This is a genomic window from Streptomyces sp. NPDC037100, from assembly GCF_055606225.1.
The window spans coordinates 986,792-1,004,311 of the sequence record NZ_JBVJSX010000001.1 but is presented as its reverse complement, the minus strand read 5'-3'; the positions used below and the strand labels follow the sequence as shown (position 1 = coordinate 1,004,311).

Here is a 17,520-nt window from a genome sequence, read left to right as displayed (position 1 = left end):
CTAGTCAAATGTCGTCACTTGACTACACGCGTTGATCACGTGCGCGCGGACTTCCACGACCGGGACCCCGCCTGCCGCGCGCCCGAACGCGGGGGAGGATCTCAAGTGACCAGTAGAACCTGGACGTTCAGAGCGGCCGCCATAAGCGTGGCGCTCGCGGCGGCCACCGCCACCGCCTCGACGTACGCGGTGGCCGACGACGCCTCGGCCCCCCGGTCCACCACCGTGGACCGGCACGACCCGGCGGATCGTCACCATGACGAGCACGACCTCGAAGGCCCGCTGAGCAAGACGCAGGACGCTCAGCGCCAGGAGGCCCTGAAGCAGGTCATATCCGGCAAGAGCAAGGTCAAGAACCGCGAGGGTTCGAAGGTCGTCCAGCTCAAGGGCAAGAAGGGCGACGACAAGTACGTCGAGCTCGGCCGCGAGAAGACCGACAAGATCTTCACGATCCTGGTCGAGTTCGGGGACAAGGTCGACAGCCGCTTCGGCGGCACGGCGGGCCCGCTGCACAACGCGATACCCAAGCCCGACCGCAAGAAGGACAACTCCACGGCGTGGAGGGCCGACTACGACCGGGACTACTTCCAGGACCTGTACTTCGGTTCCGGCAAGGGCGTCGACTCGGTCAAGACCTACTACGAGAAGCAGTCCTCGGGCCGCTACTCGGTCGACGGCGAGGTCTCCGACTGGGTCAAGGTCCCCTACAACGAGGCGCGTTACGGCAACAACGCCTGCGGTGACACCAACTGCCCGAGTGTGTGGAACGTCGTCAGCGACGGTCTGAACGCCTGGGTCGCGCAGCAGAAGGCCGCGGGCCGCACCGACGCCCAGATCAAGGCGGACGTCGCCCGGTTCGACGAGTGGGACCGCTACGACTTCGACGGCGACGGCGACTTCAACGAGCCCGACGGCTACATCGACCACTTCCAGATCGTGCACGCCGGTGAGGACGAGTCCGCGGGCGGCGGCGCCCAGGGCACCGACGCGATCTGGGCCCACCGCTGGTACGCCTTCGGCACCGACGCCGGCGCCACCGGCCCCGAGAACAACAAGCTCGGCGGCGCGAAGATCGGCGACACCGGCATCTGGGTCGGCGACTACACCGTCCAGCCGGAGAACGGCGGACTCGGCGTCTACGCCCACGAGTACGGCCACGACCTCGGTCTGCCGGACCACTACGACACCTCGGGCGGCGAGAACTCCACCGGCTTCTGGACGCTGATGTCGTCCGGTTCCTGGCTCGGCACCGGCAAGAACGAGATCGGCGACCTGCCCGGCGACATGACCGCCTGGGACAAGCTGCAGCTCGGCTGGCTGAACTACGACAAGGCCAAGGCCGGCGTCAACTCCTGGCACAAGCTGGGCGTGGCCGAGTACAACACCAAGCACAAGCAGGCCCTGGTCGTCGACCTCCCCAAGAAGGCGGTCACCACCGAGATCGTCACCCCCGCCGAGGGCAAGTCCCAGTGGTGGAGCGGCAGCGGTGACAACCTGAAGAACACCCTGGCGCGTTCGGTCGACCTGACCGGCAAGTCGAAGGCGCAGCTGACCCTCGACGGCTGGTACGACATCGAGGCCAACTACGACTACCTCTACACCGAGGTCTCGACCGACGGCGGCGCCAACTGGACCGCTCTCGACGGCACGGTGGACGGTCAGCCGATCCCGCGCGACGGCAGCGACAAGCCGGTGCTGACCGGCACGGTCGACGGCTACAAGAAGCTCGCCTTCCCGCTCGACGCCTACGCCGGCAAGAAGATCGACCTGCGCTTCCGCTACCAGACCGACGGCGGCGTGGCCCAGAAGGGCTTCGCGGCCGACGCGATCACGGTGACCGCCGACGGCGCCCCCGTCTTCACCGACAACGCCGAGACCGCGGACGCCGCGTGGAAGGCCACCGGCTTCTCCCGCATCGGCGCGTCCTTCACCAAGGACTACGCCCAGTACTACATCGCCGAGAACCGGCAGTACGTGTCGTACGACAAGACGCTGAAGACCGGCCCGTACAACTTCGGCTTCACGGCGCGCCCGGACTGGGTGGAGCACTACGCGTACCAGAACGGCCTGCTGATCTGGAAGTGGGACACCTCCCAGGCGGACAACAACACCAGCCAGCACCAGGGCACCGGTCTCGTCCTGCCGATCGACTCGCACCCGGACCAGCTGAAGTGGGCCGACGGCACGCTGATGCGCAACCGCATCCAGGCCTACGACTCGCCGTTCAGCCTCTACCGCACCGACGGCATGACGCTGCACAAGGCGGACGTGGCGAAGTACATCCCGGGCTCGAAGGGCGTCTCGGTCTTCAACGACCGGAAGAACGACTACTACGACGAGTCGAACCCCACCGCGGGTGTCAAGATCACTGACACCAACACGAAGATCAAGATCCTCAAGGAGGCCAAGGACGGCTCGACGATCGAGCTGGAGGTCGGCGCCGCGGGTAGGTAATCCGCATCCTTGCAGGTCAGAACATGATCGGCGGTGACCCACTGGCGGGTCACCGCCGATCCGTGTTTAGGTGCGTCCTGTGGCTCTCTTATTGACACCGACCGACACGGGGGGATGAGCGCATGGCCGCAGGAGGCTTCTGCAAGCTGCCGAACGGCACGGTGGTGGTGGCGCTGAACCTGCCCAGCCCCGCCGCCGACGGCCCCGGCGCCGTCCGTGTCCTCGTCCACTCCGTGAACCGAGCCCGGGCCCTGACCAGGCTCCGCAACCTCGGTCTGCGGTCGGTCTACCTGCGCGGCAACGCCGCCCCGCCGACCCCCGACGAGATCACCGCGGTCCTGCACCACCCCGACGGCCTCATATGGCGCACGGCCCCCGACAACGGTGTCGCGGCCGGCCCCGACCTGGTCCAGGAGCTGTGGCGCCCGATCAGGGCCCTCCTGCGGCGCCCGACGGCCACCACCTGACCCGCGCGGGGCCCGCCGAGGCGCGGGACTACTGCACGACCGGCTTGCCCGACAGCTCCACGCCCGCCTCGCGCAGCTCCTCCAGGGCCCGCTCGGTGCTCTCCTGGGCCACCCCGGCCGTCAGGTCCAGCAGGACCTGCGTACGGAAGCCCTCCCGGGCGGCGTCCAGCGCGGTGGCCTTCACGCAGTGGTCCGTGGCGATGCCGACCACGTCGACCTCGGTGACCTCGCGCGAGCGCAGCCAGTCGGCCAGCGGCGTGCCGTTCTCGTCGGCGCCCTCGAAACCGCTGTACGCCGCCGAGTACGCCCCCTTGTCGAACACCGCGTCGATCGACCCGGAGGCGACCGCGGGGGCGAAGTTCGGATGGAAGCCGACGCCCTCCGTGCCCGCGACGCAGTGCGCGGGCCAGGAGCGGGCGTAGTCCGGGTTGGCGGAGAAGTGGCCGCCGGGGGCGATGTGGTGGTCGCGGGTGGCCACGACGTGCTGGTAGCCGGACCCGGCCGCCTGCCCGATCAGTTCCGTGACGGCGGCGGCCACATCGGCACCGCCGGACACCGCGAGGCTGCCCCCCTCACAGAAGTCGTTCTGCACATCGACGACGATCAAGGCGCGGCGCATGGTCGGTGTCCTTCGGCTATGAGGTCGGCAAGCCCGGCCGGTGCACCACCGAGCCTATTGACAAGGAGGAGCGGACGGGAGGGGTCGCGGGTCGGCGCATCTCGGCACACCGCAATTAGCTACCCGAGGTCTCGTGCAGGTACTCCGTGTGAAGGACGGGCTCCCCGCGCGAGAGCTGCGTGGCCGACATCGGAAGACCCGCGCGCGCCCTCTTGTGCCGCTCGCGCGCCGCGTCCAGGGGCTCGCGCGCCACCACCTCGCCGCCCTTGACGAGCTCGACCAGCAGCTGCCGGTCCGCGAGCTCGGGCGGCACCGGCCCGGTGCCGATCACCTCGGCCTCGGCGACCCCGTAGGAGTCCGGCCGCCGCGCGGCCCACTTGCGTCCGCCGACCGACGTCTTGCCGCCGGTGGACTTCTTCGCCACCGGTACCAGCGGCGCCTTCGGGTCGGCGGACTCGGCCCGCGCGACCAGCTTGTAGACCATCGAGGAGGTCGGGTGGCCGGAGCCGGTCACCAGCTGTGTCCCGACGCCGTAGGCGTCCACCGGCGCCGCCGCCAGCGAGGCGATCGCGTACTCGTCCAGGTCGGAGGTCACGACGATCTTCGTGCCGGTCGCGCCCAGCTCGTCCAGCTGCTGCCGCACCCGGTGGGCGACCAGGAGCAGGTCGCCGGAGTCGATCCGCACCGCGCCCAGCTCGGTGCCGGCGACCTCGACGGCCGTGCGGACCGCCTCGGCGACGTCGTAGGTGTCCACCAGCAGGGTGGTGCCCCGGCCCAGCGTGTTCACCTGCGCCTGGAAGGCGTCCCGCTCGCTGTCGTGCAGCAGGGTGAAGGCGTGCGCGGAGGTGCCGACGGTGGGGATGCCGTACCGGAAGCCGGCCGCCAGGTCGGAGGTGGTGGCGAAACCGCCGACGTACGCGGCGCGGGAGGCCGCCACCGCCGCCAGCTCGTGGGTGCGCCGGGCGCCCATCTCGATCAGCGGCCGCTCACCCGCGGCCGCCGACATGCGCGAGGCGGCCGCCGCGATCGCCGAGTCGTGGTTGAGGATCGAGAGGATCACGGTCTCCAGCAGGACGCACTCGGCGAACGTGCCCTCGACCCGCATGATCGGCGAACCCGGGAAGTACACCTCGCCCTCGGGGTAGCCCCAGATGTCGCCGCTGAACCGGTAGCCGGAGAGCCACTGGAGGGTCTCCTCGTCGACGATCCCCCGCTCGCGCAGGAAGGTCAGCACGGCCGGGTCGAAACGGAAGTTCTCCACCGCGTCCAGCACCCGCCCGGTGCCTCCCACGACGCCGTAGCGGCGCCCGTCCGGCAGCCGCCGGGTGAAGACCTCGAACACGCTCCGCCGCTCGGCCGTGCCCGACGCGAGGGCGGCCCGCAGCATCGTCAGCTCGTACTGGTCCGTGAAGAGAGCCGTCGAGGGAACGTCCACCGGCAGCCCAAGGTCCGCTACGTCCACTTCAGCTCTCCTCGCCGTTCTAGCCGGGTTGCCTGCCGGCCGTCGGTTTGGGGTTCGCCCCCGGTGTCCTCAGTATGGTGAGGAGCGTACCCCCATTTCGTCAATCTGACGATTGCAGTCCGGAGAGACGCGATCGCCTTACGGCCAGGCCCGTTTGTGCGACTACCCCCCTCGGGTGGCAGCATGGGCAGTGTGACGTCACCCGCGCCCCTGGAGATCGAACGCACCGAGTCGGCGGAGGAGGTCTTCGCCGTACCCGAGCCGGACCTCCCGTGGGTCACGATCGTCCACAACGACCCGGTCAACCTCATGAGCTACGTGACGTACGTCTTCCAGACGTACTTCGGCTACTCCAAGGACAAGGCCACCAAGCTCATGCTCGACGTCCACCACAAGGGCCGGGCGGTCGTCTCCAGCGGCAGCCGCGAGGAGATGGAACGCGACGTGCAGGCCATGCACGGCTACGGCCTGTGGGCCACCCTCCAGCAGGACCGCAAGTAGCCAGCACCCCGCCCAGCAGCGAAAAGGCGTTCATGCCCGGAACCTTCGAACCGCTCCCCGGCGGCGGCGCGGCCGTCGCCCTCGACGACGTCGAGATCTCCATCATCCGGTCGCTGGCCGTCCAGCTCCTGGAGCTCATCGGCCCCGGCCCCGGCGCGGACGCCCCCGACGACCCGCTCGCCGAGCTGTTCACCGAGGGCCCGAGCGAGCCGCCCAGCGACCCGGTGCTCAGGCGGCTCTTCCCGGACGCCTACAGCGACCCCGAGCAGCCCGCCTCGCCGCGGGACGCCGAGGAGCAGCGGGCGCACTCCGCGGAGTTCCGCCGCTACACCGAGAACGACCTGCGGGCCGGCAAGCGGGACAGCGCCCTCGCGGTGATCCGCTCCCTCGACGCGCTCTCCTCGACCTCCGCCGGCGAGGGCGGTGCCGTGCTGAAGCTCTCGCCGGCCGAGTCCCAGCAGTGGCTGGGGGCCCTGAACGACCTGCGGCTCGCGATCGGCTCGCGGCTGGAGATCACCGACGACGAGGACACCGACCTCCTCTACCGCCTCCCGGACGACGATCCGCGCAAGCCGATGGTGATGGCCTACCTGTGGCTCGGTGGACTCCAGGAGACGCTGGTCGGAACCCTTATGCCCTGATCGGTGCAGATTCTGTGACCGTCGAGTGACCGAAGAGTGTTCGCTCAGAGGACACTCAAATCCGGATAACGATCGCGTCACCGCACCCGCCTCCTATGGCCTCTTCGGGTGCGCTTTGTCTGCTTTTCCCTGTGCGGTGCGCCACATCGCGCTCCTGTGATCAGTGTTTCTGGCGTGATAAATCTTCACGACCGCCCGGCAGAACACCACCCGAATGTTCGGCCGGGTGCGCCACCGAGCCGGCAACCGCCGGCCAGGCACGAGCGGGCTTCCGGGCCCGCTCAGCTCCATCATTCCGGGGGGATCGAAACCCGATCCGAGGCCGACGAGAGGCCCGGGTCGGCATGGAGAAAGGCGCACCACACATGACCTCTGCGCAGGTCGACACGGAGAAAGCACCTGAAGAGGGCTACGAGCGCGGACTCGGCAGCCGTCAGGTCCAGATGATCGCGATCGGCGGCGCCATCGGCGTCGGCCTGTTCATGGGCGCCGGGGCGAACATCGCCAAGGCCGGCCCCAGCATCATCCTCATGTACGCCCTCGCGGGCGTGATCATCTTCTTCATCATGCGAGCGCTGGGCGAGCTGCTGCTCTACCGTCCGGTCTCCGGCTCCTTCGCCGAGTACGCCCGCGAGTTCCTCGGCCCGTTCTTCGGGTTCGTCACGGGCTGGACGTACTGGCTCATGTGGGTGGTCACCGGCATGGCCGAACTCACGGCCGCCGCGATCTACATCCACTTCTGGTTCCCCGAGATCCCGCAGTGGGTCAGCGCCCTGGTGTTCCTGGTGGTGCTCTTCGGCGTCAACCTGATCTCCGTCAAGATCTTCGGCGAGGTCGAGTTCTGGTTCTCGATGATCAAGGTCACCGCCATCATCGGCATGATCGTCATCGGCCTCGGCGTGCTCACCCTCGGCTTCTCCGACGCCGGTGACACCGCCACCGTCTCCAACCTCTGGGCGCACGACGGCTTCTTCCCCAACGGCATCGGCTCCAGCCTGATGACCCTCCAGGGCGTCATGTTCGCCTACCTCGCCGTCGAGCTCGTCGGCGTCACCGCGGGCGAGTCCGAGAACCCCGAGAAGACCCTGCCCAAGGCCATCAACACGCTGCCCTGGCGCATTATCGTCTTCTACGTCGGCGCCCTGCTGGTGATCCTCTCCGTCGTGAAGTGGACCGAGTTCTCCGCCGGTGAGAGCCCGTTCGTGCACGCCTTCGGCAAGATCGGCATCCCGCTCGCCGCGGGCATCGTCAACTTCGTGGTGCTCACCGCCGCCCTGTCGTCCTGCAACTCGGGCATGTACTCCACCGGCCGCATGCTGCGCGACCTGGCCGCCAACAGCGAGGCCCCGCAGGCGTTCGGCAAGCTCAACGCCCGCAAGACGCCCGCCGTCGGCATCACCGTCTCCGTGGCGCTGATGGGCATCGGCGTCGTCCTGAACTACGTCGTCCCGGAGAAGGCGTTCCTCTACGTCACCTCCGTCGCCACCGCGGCCGGCATCTGGACCTGGATGATGATCCTCGTCAGCCACATCCGCTACCGCGCCGCGGTCGACGCGGGCCGGCTGCGCGCCTCGTCCTTCCCCGCCCCCGGCGGTGCCCTGTTCAGCTGGGTCGCACTCCTCTTCCTCATCGGCGTGACCTGCATGATCGCGTACGACAAGGACGCCCGGGTCTGCCTGTACGTCGCCGCCGGCTGGGCCGTCGCCCTCGGCGTCGGCTGGGCGCTCCTCAAGCGCCGCAACCCGCAGCTCACCGAGCGCCGCGACCCGGAGCTCGAACAGGTCGGCTGACCAACCCGCGGGACGCCCGGCCGCAGGGAGTACTCGTGGAACTCTCTGCGGCCGCCGCTCAGGGCGTCCGGCATATGGGCCGTTCCGTACCAACCCTCGGTACGGAACGGCCCCTCTGCTTATCCTGGCGAGCATGCTGACCATCACCCAGGCCCTCGTCGACCAGATCGTCGCCCACGCGCGCAAGGACCACCCCGACGAGGCGTGCGGCGTCGTCGCCGGACCGGCGGGCTCGGACCGCCCCGAGCGCTTCATCCCCATGCTCAACGCGGCCATGTCGCCCACGTTCTACGAGTTCGACTCCGGCGACCTGCTCAAGCTCTACCGGGAGATGGACGACCGCGACGAGGAGCCGGTGGTCATCTACCACTCCCACACCGCGACCGAGGCCTACCCCTCGCGCACCGACATCTCCTACGCCAACGAGCCCGGCGCCCACTACGTCCTCGTCTCCACCGCCGACACCGACGGGGCCGGCGAGTTCCAGTTCCGCTCCTTCCGGATCGTCGAGGGCGAGGTCACGGAGGAGGAGGTCCAGGTCGTCGAGGCCTACTGAGGACGTCTGAACAGGGCGGTCTCACTCCCCGGCCCGAAAACGTCCGCCATGTGGGATCACATTCCAGAACCCGGACCGGGAATCGATACGATGAGCCCATGGTTTTCCACGACGTGAGCGAAAAGACGCCGGGCGATCTGCTCGTGGCGCGGCTGCACGTCGACCTGTGCAGGCTCGCCAGCGCCATCTGTTGACGCCGGTCCCTGCCGCCGTACGGCCGTGAGCCGCGGCGCTGCACACACGCACCACCTGCTGTTCCTGCGCTGCCGCGCGCCCCGACTGACTACTCCCGACAGGAGCCCTGAAGCCATGGCCATCGAGGTCCGCATCCCGACCATCCTCCGCACCTACACCGACGGTCAGAAGGCAGTGGAGGGCAAGGGAGACACCCTCGCCGAGCTCTTCAACGACCTCGAGACCCGGCACCCGGGCATCCAGGCCCGCATCGTCGACGGCGACCAGCTGCGCCGCTTCGTCAACGTGTACCTGAACGACGAGGACGTCCGCTTCCTCGACGGCATCAACACCAAGCTGTCGGACGGCGACAACGTCACGATCCTGCCGGCCGTGGCCGGCGGCATGGTCTGATCGACCATGCGCTACGACTCCCCCCTGGCCGCGGTCGGCAACACCCCCCTGGTGCGCCTGCCGCGGCTGTCGCCGTCCGCCGACGTCCGCATCTGGGCGAAGCTGGAGGACCGCAACCCGACGGGGTCGGTCAAGGACCGTCCCGCCCTGCACATGATCGAGCAGGCGGAGAAGGACGGCCGCCTGACCCCGGGCTGCACCATCCTCGAGCCGACGTCGGGCAACACCGGCATCTCCCTGGCCATGGCGGCGAAGCTCAAGGGCTACCGCATCGTCTGCGTGATGCCGGAGAACACCTCGCAGGAACGCCGGGACCTGCTGGGCATGTGGGGCGCGGAGATCGTCTCCTCACCGGCGGCGGGCGGCTCCAACACCGCCGTGCGCGTCGCCAAGGAGCTCTCGGCCGAGCACCCGGACTGGGTGATGCTCTACCAGTACGGCAACCCGGACAACGCCGGCGCCCACTACGCCACGACCGGCCCCGAGATCCTCGCCGACCTGCCGTCCGTCACGCACTTCGTGGCCGGCCTCGGCACCACCGGCACCCTCATGGGCGTCGGCCGCTTCCTGCGCGAGCACAAGCCGGACGTCCAGATCGTCGCCGCCGAACCGCGCTACGACGACCTGGTCTACGGCCTGCGCAACCTCGACGAGGGCTTCGTCCCCGAGCTGTACGACGCCTCCGTCCTCACCAGCCGCTTCTCGGTCGGCTCCGCGGACGCCGTCACCCGCACCCGCGAGCTGCTCCAGCAGGAGGGCATCTTCGCCGGTGTCTCCACGGGCGCCGCGCTGCACGCCGCGATCGGCGTCGGCAAGAAGGCCGTCAAGGCCGGAGAGCCGGCCGACATCGTCTTCGTCGTCGCCGACGGCGGCTGGAAGTACCTCTCGACCGGCGTCTACACGGCGGCCACGACCGAGGAAGCCATCGACACCCTCCAGGGCCAGCTCTGGGCCTAGCCGACGGCGAGCACCACCGACACGAAGGGCTGGAGTCCACGACTCCAGCCCTTTTCCGGTGCCTCCCTTGCAGCGCCGCCTCCGGCGCCCCTCGGCCCGTGTTCAGCCCGCCAGGTACCGCACCTGGTCCCACAGCGTCGGATCCACCACGCCGACCCGACGCCGGAAGCCCCACACCGGGACCTCCCGCAACTCGTCCGTCTCCAGGAAACTCGCGCGGCCCTGGGCGTCGCCGACCGAGCCCGGCGGCAGCGGGATCACCCCGGTGCGCTCGTCACGGAACCGGGTGGTGATCTTCGCGACCGTCGCCCGCTCCCCGCGCACCGCCAGCACCAGACAGGGCCGGTCCTTCGTACGGGCCTCGTCCTCGTAGGGGACATCGGCCCACCAGATCTCCGCCGGCTGCGGCCGGCTCTCCGCGAGGACGGGGCCCGCACTCCGGCCGCGCAGGGCCGACGGACGCCGGCCCCGGCCCCAGCCGTCGACGAGCGTGGCGATGAGCGCGAGCAGCACCACCGCGGCGAGCGCCAGCCACCAGGACGTGTCCATACTGAAAGACGTTACCGGCGCCGCCCCTGCCGCGCGCCCCCCTCACAGGGATCACCCCCCCGGCTCTGCCAGCCGAACCGGTGACACCACAGGTGAGTTCGCCCACAACAGGCCTTTGCGGAGGAGCTACCGGAGGTTTTGCGCCTTACGCTCGACGGACCGCACGACCCCCGACGCCCCTCTCAGACTTATCCCGCCAGCGGAGGTTTCTGCTTCATGAAGCTCACCGTCGTCGGCTGCTCGGGGTCATTCCCGTCCGCGGAATCGGCCTGCTCGAGCTACCTCGTCGAGGCCGACGGCTTCCGGCTGCTTCTCGACATGGGCAACGGTGCCCTGGGCGAGCTGCAGCGCCACTGCGGTCTCTACGACCTCGACGCGATCTTCCTCAGCCATCTGCACGCCGACCACTGCATCGACATGTGCGCGTACTTCGTGGCGCGCTACTACCGCCACGACGGCGGCCGCTGCGATCCGCTTCCCGTCTTCGGCCCCGAAGGCACGGAACACCGGCTGACCACCGCCTACGCGGACACCCCCTCCGCTTCCTCCATGAGCGAGGTCTTCGACTTCCACACGGTCAAGCCGTCCACCTTCGAACTCGGCCCCTTCACGGTGCACACCGAGCGGGTGGCCCACCCCGTGGAGGCGTACGGCATCCGGATCGAGCACGGCGGCCGGACGCTGGCGTACTCGGGCGACACCGGAGTGAGCCCCGCGCTGGACGAACTGGCCCGGGACGCCGACCTGTTCCTGTGCGAGGCGGCGTTCACACACGGCAAGGAGGAGATCCCCGACCTGCATCTCAACGGCCGCGAGGCAGGGGAGACGGCGGCCCGGGCCGGTGCCCGCCGCCTGGTTCTCACCCACATCCCGCCGTGGACGGACCCCCAGGTCAACCTCGTCGACGCCCGCGAGGTCTACGACGGCCGGGTGGACCTGGCCGCGCCGGGGCAGACGTACCAGATCTAGCGGTCCACGGCACCCCGTCCTGGTAGGCGCGCGAGGGCCCGGAGCACGCGCGAAGGCCCCGGAACCAGAACTTGAGTTCTGGTTCCGGGGCCTTCGCGTGGCTGCGGGCTGCGGGCTGCGGGCTGCGGGTTACTTCGCCTCCGCCTTCTGCAGCTCGGCGAGTTCCTCGTCGGACTCCCGGCCCGGCGTCGGCAGGTTGAACCTGGTGATCGCGAAGCGGAACACCACGTAGTAGACCGCCGCGAAGCACAGCCCGACCAGGGCCAGGCCCCACGGGTTGGTCGCGATGCCCAGGTTGAGGAGGAAGTCCACCGCACCGGCCGAGAAGCCGAAGCCGTCCTTCATCCCCAGGGCCCAGGTCAGCGCCATCGAGACACCGGTGAGCACGGCGTGGATCGCGTAGAGCACCGGGGCGATGAACATGAAGGTGAACTCGATCGGCTCGGTGACACCCGTGACGAACGAGGTCAGCGCGAGGGAGAACATCATGCCGCCGACGACCTTGCGGCGCTCGGGCCGGGCGCAGTGCACGATCGCCAGGCATGCGGCGGGCAGGGCGAACATCATGATCGGGAAGAACCCGGTCATGAACTGCCCGGCGGTCGGGTCGCCCGCGAGGAACCGGGAGATGTCGCCGCTCTTGCCCTCGTAGGTGCCGGCCTGGAGCCAGGGGAAGGAGTTGAGCAGGTGGTGCATGCCGATCGGGATCAGCGCACGGTTGGCGACACCGAAGATGCCCGCGCCGACCGCCCCGGAGCCGACCAGCCACTCGCCGAGGTTGTGCAGGGCCGTGCCGAGGACCGGCCAGACGTAACCGAAGACGATGCCGATGACCAGGCCCGCGAAGGCCGACAGGATCGGCACCAGACGACGGCCGCCGAAGAAGCCCGCCCAGTCCGGCAGCTTGGTGCGGTAGAACCGCTGGTAGAGCAGCGCCACGACGAGGCCCATCACCACACCGCCGAGGACCTTGGCGTCCACCGGGGCGTCGACCATCACGACCTTGCCGTCGACGGCCGTTGCGACCTTCGGCAGGTTCTTGTCGGTGAACGTGGCCAGCACGTTCTTGAAGACCAGGTAGCCGACCACGGCCGCGAGCGCCGTGGAGCCGTCCGATTTCTTGGCGAAACCGATCGCGATGCCCACGGCGAACAGCAGGGCCATGTTGTCGAGGATCGCGTTGCCACCGGCCGCCATGAAGCTCGCGATCTTGGTGATGAACGCGGGGAACGACTCGCGTCCGAGCATGTCGGCGTTGCCGAGCCGGACCAGCAACGCGGCGGCGGGCAGCACCGCCACGGGCAGCATGAGACTGCGGCCGATCCGCTGCATGACGGCCATCACGGCCGAGCCTTTCTTCGGGCTCGCGGGCGCGGCGGTGTCTATGGACATGAACTTCCTCCATGGGGCACGGCGCCGCCCAGGAAGAATGCGACGGGGGACGGCGGCGTCTCAAAGAAAGGGGAACGCGGCATCCACCGCGCGACCTCCACCGGTGAGTGGTGTAGACCAGTTGTAGCACGGTAGGCCGAACGAGTGGAACCCGCCAATTCCGCCCGCTGCGGACGATCACGCACTGGCGCCGTCCTCCCACCCTGCTCGGGATCCCGCCCCGGAGTCCTCGGGTCGAACGCGCTGGTCGCGAACAGGAAGATCACGTAATAGGGGAGCGCGCACCCCAGCCCGATCGGAATGATCAGCCACGGCCGCGTGGCCGGATTCCAGTCGATGACCCAGTCGATCGGCCCCGCGGGGAAACTGAACCCCTCGCGCCTTCGTCCACCGACTTTTGTCGAGAGGCAGGCTCGTGGTGTAGACCAGTCGTTCGACGGTCGCACGAACGTGGCGCCGTCCTTCGGCGCACACGACAGGGCCGCTCGCGAAGACGGTTCAACTGTGGGTTACTGCGACAAAGCGGTTCGGATCAGGGAGAACGAACATGGCCACCAAGGCTGAGAAGATCGTTGCCGGGCTCGGCGGCATCGACAACATCGAAGAAGTCGAAGGCTGCATCACCCGCCTCCGCACCGAGGTCGTGGACCCCGCCAAGGTCGACGAGACCGCCCTGAAGGCCGCCGGCGCCCACGGCGTCGTCAAGATGGGCACCGCGATCCAGGTCGTCATCGGCACCGACGCCGACCCCATCGCGGCGGAGATCGAAGACATGATGTGAAGGGCGGGGATCGTCCCGGGCTTCACCCCCTGAGACCCCCACCCCACCACCGGGGCCCCTCCCACCGCGGGAAGGGCCCCTTCCGCGGTACGGATAGGCTCAGCCGCATGTCTCGAATCGACGGCCGCACCCCCCAACAGCTCCGCCCCATCACCATCGAGCGCGGCTGGAGCAAGCACGCCGAAGGCTCCGTCCTCGTCTCCTTCGGCGACACCAAGGTCTTCTGCACCGCCTCCGTCACCGAAGGCGTCCCGCGCTGGCGCAAGGGCAGCGGCGAAGGCTGGGTCACCGCCGAATACTCCATGCTGCCGCGCGCCACCAACACCCGCGGCGACCGCGAATCCGTCCGGGGCAAGATCGGCGGCCGCACCCACGAGATCAGCCGCCTCATCGGCCGCTCCCTGCGTGCCGTCATCGACTACAAGGCCCTCGGCGAGAACACGATCGTCCTCGACTGCGACGTCCTGCAGGCCGACGGCGGCACCCGCACGGCAGCCATCACCGGCGCCTACGTCGCCCTCGCCGACGCCATCGCCTGGGCCCAGGGCAAGAAACTCATCAAGGCCGGCCGCAAGCCCCTCACCGGCACCGTCTCCGCCGTCTCCGTCGGCATCGTCGGAGGCATCCCCCTCCTCGACCTCTGCTACGAAGAAGACGTCAGGGCCGACACCGACATGAACGTCGTCTGCACCGGCGACGGCCGCTTCGTCGAGGTCCAGGGCACCGCCGAGGCCGAACCCTTCGCCCGCGACGAACTCAACGCCCTCCTCGACCTCGCCGTCGCCGGCTGCGACGAACTCGCCGCCCACCAGCGCACCGCGCTCGACGCCGTCCTCGAGAAGTAACTCGAAGAAACGACTCGAAGAAACGACTCGAAAAGCAACCCGAAAAGTAAAAGGCACGCCAAGACGGGTGCTCGGCACGGGCAACCGCGCCGAGCACACTCGCGTCTGAAGGAGTACGGGCGCACGGCTCATCCCTGTGCGCCCGGCCAGCCGCGCGGGCCCGACCGGCCCGACCGAACGAGAGGGACCGCTCCATGGCCGCGAGCCGCCGACGCCGCACCGCAGTCGCTGCCGCCACCCTGGCGGCCGTCGCGCTGACCGCCGGACTCACCACCGGCTGCGCCGCCGTCGACAAGGCGCTGGACTGCGTCCAGACCGCCGACGCCATCGCCGACAGCGTCACCGAACTCCAGCAGGCGGTCGACAGCGCGGCCAACGACCCCACGCAGCTCGACGAGTCCCTCGACTCCATCGACAAGAACCTGGGCGAGATCGGCGACAAGACCGACAACGCGGACGTCGGCAAGGCCGTGGACGACCTGAACAAGGCCGTCGACAACGTCCGCACATCGATCAAGAACGGCGACGAGACGCCCGACATCAGCCCGGTGACGGCCGCGGCGGGCGAACTGACGAAGGTCTGCACGCCGTAGCACTGCGGGGCGGTGGCCGGGTGCGAATGCGTCGTGGCCGCTCGCGCAGTTCCCCGCGCCCCTGAGGGGCGCGGTCTACGGCCCCGGGCCCTGAGGGGCGCGGCCTACGGCCCGGGCCCTGAGGGGGAGCGGCCTGCGGCCCCCGCAATACTGGGCCCATGAGTCGCCTGATCCTCGCCACCCGTAACGCCGGGAAGATCACCGAACTTCGCGCGATCCTCGCCGAAGCCGGACTGCCCCTCGAACTCGTCGGCGCCGACGCCTATCCCGACATCCCCGACGTCAAGGAAACCGGCGTCACCTTCGCGGAGAACGCCCTCCTCAAGGCTCACGCCCTGGCCCGGGCGACGGGCCTGCCCGCGGTCGCCGACGACTCCGGTCTCTGCGTCGATGTCCTCAACGGCGCACCCGGCATCTTCTCCGCCCGCTGGTCCGGCCGCCACGGCGACGACAAGGCCAACCTCGACCTCCTCCTCGCCCAGCTCTCCGACATCGCCGACGAACACCGAGGCGCCCACTTCGCCTGCGCGGCGGCCCTGGCCCTGCCCGACGGCACGGAAAGGGTGGTCGAGGGCCAACTCCCCGGCACCCTCCGCCACGAGCCGACGGGCACGGGCGGCTTCGGCTACGACCCGATCCTCCAGCCCGAGGGGGAGACGCGCACGTGCGCGGAGTTGACCCCCCAGGAGAAGAACGCGATCAGCCACCGGGGCAAGGCGTTCCGGGCGTTGGTGCCGGTGGTGCGGGAGCTGTTGGGCTGAGGGACTGTGAGTCACGTACGCCGAGGGGCGCGGCACCGTGGAGGTGCTGCGCCCCTGTGGCTGGTGGGCCCGGTGGGACTCGAACCCACGACACACCGGACCTAAACCGGCGCCCTCTTGGCCAGCTGGGGTACGGACCCGTCGCGGTTACTGTACTGGGCCGCAAGCGGTGGCGGTGCGGCGAGGTCGGGAGTGGGTCTTCGTCTGACTGTGACAGGAGGGGCACAGATATCGCAGATTCTCGATCCGGTTATCCAGTCGATCGCCGTTGATGTGGTCGAGTTCCAGGACGAGTCTTCTGCCCTGCCAGTTCTCCCCAATGCCGCACTCGTTGCACACGTGGGGCACACCGAGGTCGTCGAGTGCTCGCCTGAGAAGGACCGTCCGGGCGCGTGGAGAGCCAGGAGCAAGCCGCACCAGGATCTGTGCCGCGGATTTGCGATGTGGGGAGGCCGTGCCGCGCAAATGGGCCTGCCCCGTGAAATGGGCGGTCGACAGGCCGTAGGACTCGATGCTGTGTCGGACCCTCGCTCGCCCGGAACCGCCGACAGGGGAGAGGCCGAGCATGCGCATCACGCCCGCCAAGCTGTGTGATGCGGCGACGGCTCGTGTGATTTCTTCGCGTGGAAAGAGGGCCCCTGAGTGATTGCCGCTCCTTCCGACGAAGTGCGAGGTGTCGATCCGGAAGCGGTCCAGCTTCTTCCTGATGTATCCGTACGGGCTGTCGTATGGAGAAAGCCCCATGTACTCCACCACCTCCCTGATGCTGGTCGATCGGGCGGCGGCTTCTCTGAGGAGCTCTTCCGGATAGCTGCGCGGTTCGCGTTCCGGCAGCGGTTCCTCGCGGAAGTGGGAGATGTCGATGCCGTAGTGCTGCAGCCGCTTGCTGAGATAACGGCGAGGGCCGCTCCCCATAGGGGCTTCGACCCGGCGCATCAGGTCGACCATGCTGGTGGCATCGGCAGCGGTGCGAGTCAGCAAGTCTCGTGTGTACCTCGGCTTGCTCACGAGGCCCCCCTTCGCCTGCGACCCCGGTATGTGTCGGTCACGGCATGGCAGTTGGGGCAGAGCAGCTGAAGGTTCCCCGGACGGTTGTCCCACCATTCGCCGTTGATGTGGTCGACCTCCAGCCGGAGGGGCTTGCCGTTCCACCAGGGATCCGTGCCGCACATCGCGCATTTCCGCGGGACCCCGGTGCGCAACAGATGCCGAAGCAGTCGACTTCCCGGGATTCTGCCGGCTTGGGGGGTCCCAAGGCTGAGGAGATCGCCGCGAGATCGTCTCGGCCCTGGCGCTGATGTCTCGAAGTGAGATGTGTCGATGCCCAGCGTGGCGATGCGGCGGCTGATGTGCGCGTGATTGCCACCGACAGGGCTCACGCCGAGGAGGCGGAGCACTTCCTTGATGCCGGTCGACGCCGCCACCGCCTCGCGGAGTCTTTCCTCGGTGTGCCGCGCCCACCTCGCCGGGAAGTGTGAGACGTCCACTCCCGCTTCGGCCATCTTCTTCCGCAGATAGCGTCTGCTGCCGGGGGTGGGCGTGCCTCCGCACCACCGAACGGCGTCGTCCCAGTTCGCTGTCGCCCGGGCTGCTTC

At 69.0% G+C, this 17,520-nt stretch carries 19 protein-coding genes, 1 tRNA gene and 1 pseudogene; 14 read left to right on the top strand and 7 right to left on the bottom strand.

The features are described from left to right. Positions 1-105 precede the first annotated feature (105 nt). Together ACZ7EG_RS04585 and ACZ7EG_RS04580 are read left to right on the top strand one after the other, a co-directional pair. Positions 106-2,454: an immune inhibitor A domain-containing protein gene (locus ACZ7EG_RS04585; RefSeq protein WP_471072140.1), complete on the top strand. Its 2,349-nt coding sequence runs from the start codon at positions 106-108 to the stop codon at positions 2,452-2,454. Between the two features lie 122 nt (positions 2,455-2,576). Beyond that, entirely contained in the window at positions 2,577-2,921 is a 345-nt protein-coding gene (locus ACZ7EG_RS04580) for a hypothetical protein (RefSeq protein ID WP_471072137.1), read from the top strand. A 28-nt stretch (positions 2,922-2,949) separates the two neighbouring features. Here the strand turns inward: ACZ7EG_RS04580 and ACZ7EG_RS04575 are convergent, their stop codons facing one another. Beyond that, complete coding sequence (locus ACZ7EG_RS04575) at positions 2,950-3,540, bottom strand: nicotinamidase (RefSeq protein ID WP_471072134.1); 591 nt, start codon at positions 3,538-3,540, stop codon at positions 2,950-2,952. 115 nt (positions 3,541-3,655) lie between these two features. Continuing rightward, positions 3,656-5,002, bottom strand: coding sequence for a nicotinate phosphoribosyltransferase (locus ACZ7EG_RS04570; RefSeq protein ID WP_471072131.1), 1,347 nt, complete (start codon positions 5,000-5,002; stop codon positions 3,656-3,658). Positions 5,003-5,185: 183 nt separating this feature from the next. Here ACZ7EG_RS04570 and clpS point away from each other — a divergent pair, with 183 nt between their 5' ends. The 7 genes from clpS to ACZ7EG_RS04535 all read left to right on the top strand — a co-directional run bounded on the left by clpS (position 5,186) and on the right by ACZ7EG_RS04535 (position 10,035). Next, entirely contained in the window at positions 5,186-5,503 is a 318-nt protein-coding gene (clpS, locus tag ACZ7EG_RS04565) for an ATP-dependent Clp protease adapter ClpS (RefSeq protein WP_020270284.1), read from the top strand. 32 nt (positions 5,504-5,535) lie between these two features. Beyond that, a complete protein-coding gene (locus ACZ7EG_RS04560) occupies positions 5,536-6,144 on the top strand; it encodes a DUF2017 domain-containing protein (RefSeq protein ID WP_471072127.1) in 609 nt (202 codons plus the stop codon). A gap of 365 nt (positions 6,145-6,509) precedes the next feature. Then, complete coding sequence (locus ACZ7EG_RS04555; RefSeq protein WP_471072124.1) at positions 6,510-7,934, top strand: amino acid permease; 1,425 nt, start codon at positions 6,510-6,512, stop codon at positions 7,932-7,934. Between the two features lie 133 nt (positions 7,935-8,067). Beyond that, the gene (locus ACZ7EG_RS04550) at positions 8,068-8,490 is read left to right on the top strand and encodes a M67 family metallopeptidase (protein ID WP_031140077.1); all 423 of its coding nucleotides are present in this window, start codon (positions 8,068-8,070) and stop codon (positions 8,488-8,490) included. A 98-nt stretch (positions 8,491-8,588) separates the two neighbouring features. Then, positions 8,589-8,684: a putative leader peptide gene (locus ACZ7EG_RS04545; protein WP_311688247.1), complete on the top strand. Its 96-nt coding sequence runs from the start codon at positions 8,589-8,591 to the stop codon at positions 8,682-8,684. 115 nt (positions 8,685-8,799) lie between these two features. Then, a complete protein-coding gene (locus ACZ7EG_RS04540) occupies positions 8,800-9,078 on the top strand; it encodes a MoaD/ThiS family protein (RefSeq protein WP_030241696.1) in 279 nt (92 codons plus the stop codon). A gap of 6 nt (positions 9,079-9,084) precedes the next feature. Continuing rightward, positions 9,085-10,035: a PLP-dependent cysteine synthase family protein gene (locus tag ACZ7EG_RS04535; RefSeq protein ID WP_361295438.1), complete on the top strand. Its 951-nt coding sequence runs from the start codon at positions 9,085-9,087 to the stop codon at positions 10,033-10,035. A gap of 102 nt (positions 10,036-10,137) precedes the next feature. Here the strand turns inward: ACZ7EG_RS04535 and ACZ7EG_RS04530 are convergent, their stop codons facing one another. Further along, entirely contained in the window at positions 10,138-10,584 is a 447-nt protein-coding gene (locus ACZ7EG_RS04530) for a type II toxin-antitoxin system PemK/MazF family toxin (protein ID WP_471072119.1), read from the bottom strand. Positions 10,585-10,800: 216 nt separating this feature from the next. On the opposite strand from ACZ7EG_RS04530, the gene ACZ7EG_RS04525 reads away from it, so the two are divergent. Next, positions 10,801-11,553 (top strand): MBL fold metallo-hydrolase, encoded by a 753-nt coding sequence (locus ACZ7EG_RS04525; protein WP_471072116.1) that lies wholly within the window; start codon positions 10,801-10,803, stop codon positions 11,551-11,553. A 129-nt stretch (positions 11,554-11,682) separates the two neighbouring features. Here ACZ7EG_RS04525 and ACZ7EG_RS04520 read toward each other — a convergent pair whose 3' ends face one another. Continuing rightward, positions 11,683-12,945, bottom strand: coding sequence for a PTS transporter subunit EIIC (locus tag ACZ7EG_RS04520; RefSeq protein ID WP_471072113.1), 1,263 nt, complete (start codon positions 12,943-12,945; stop codon positions 11,683-11,685). A gap of 203 nt (positions 12,946-13,148) precedes the next feature. Continuing rightward, positions 13,149-13,325, bottom strand: a pseudogene (locus tag ACZ7EG_RS04515) (PTS transporter subunit EIIC); the annotation flags it as partial. Positions 13,326-13,492: 167 nt separating this feature from the next. Between ACZ7EG_RS04515 and ACZ7EG_RS04510 the strand changes: the two are divergent. The 4 genes from ACZ7EG_RS04510 to rdgB all read left to right on the top strand — a co-directional run bounded on the left by ACZ7EG_RS04510 (position 13,493) and on the right by rdgB (position 15,925). Then, positions 13,493-13,726 (top strand): PTS sugar transporter subunit IIB, encoded by a 234-nt coding sequence (locus tag ACZ7EG_RS04510; protein WP_086602225.1) that lies wholly within the window; start codon positions 13,493-13,495, stop codon positions 13,724-13,726. A gap of 107 nt (positions 13,727-13,833) precedes the next feature. Then, the gene (gene rph / locus ACZ7EG_RS04505) at positions 13,834-14,571 is read left to right on the top strand and encodes a ribonuclease PH (RefSeq protein WP_471072109.1); all 738 of its coding nucleotides are present in this window, start codon (positions 13,834-13,836) and stop codon (positions 14,569-14,571) included. Positions 14,572-14,765: 194 nt separating this feature from the next. Beyond that, a complete protein-coding gene (locus ACZ7EG_RS04500) occupies positions 14,766-15,164 on the top strand; it encodes a hypothetical protein (protein WP_471072106.1) in 399 nt (132 codons plus the stop codon). A gap of 158 nt (positions 15,165-15,322) precedes the next feature. Further along, on the top strand, positions 15,323-15,925 hold the full coding sequence (gene rdgB, locus ACZ7EG_RS04495) for an RdgB/HAM1 family non-canonical purine NTP pyrophosphatase (protein ID WP_471072103.1): 603 nt from the start codon (positions 15,323-15,325) through the stop codon (positions 15,923-15,925). Positions 15,926-15,986: 61 nt separating this feature from the next. Here the strand turns inward: rdgB and ACZ7EG_RS04490 are convergent. Next, a tRNA-Leu gene (locus ACZ7EG_RS04490) sits at positions 15,987-16,065 on the bottom strand. A 7-nt stretch (positions 16,066-16,072) separates the two neighbouring features. Then, positions 16,073-16,873: an HNH endonuclease signature motif containing protein gene (locus tag ACZ7EG_RS04485; RefSeq protein ID WP_471072484.1), complete on the bottom strand. Its 801-nt coding sequence runs from the start codon at positions 16,871-16,873 to the stop codon at positions 16,073-16,075. Between the last annotated feature and the right edge of the window lie 647 nt (positions 16,874-17,520).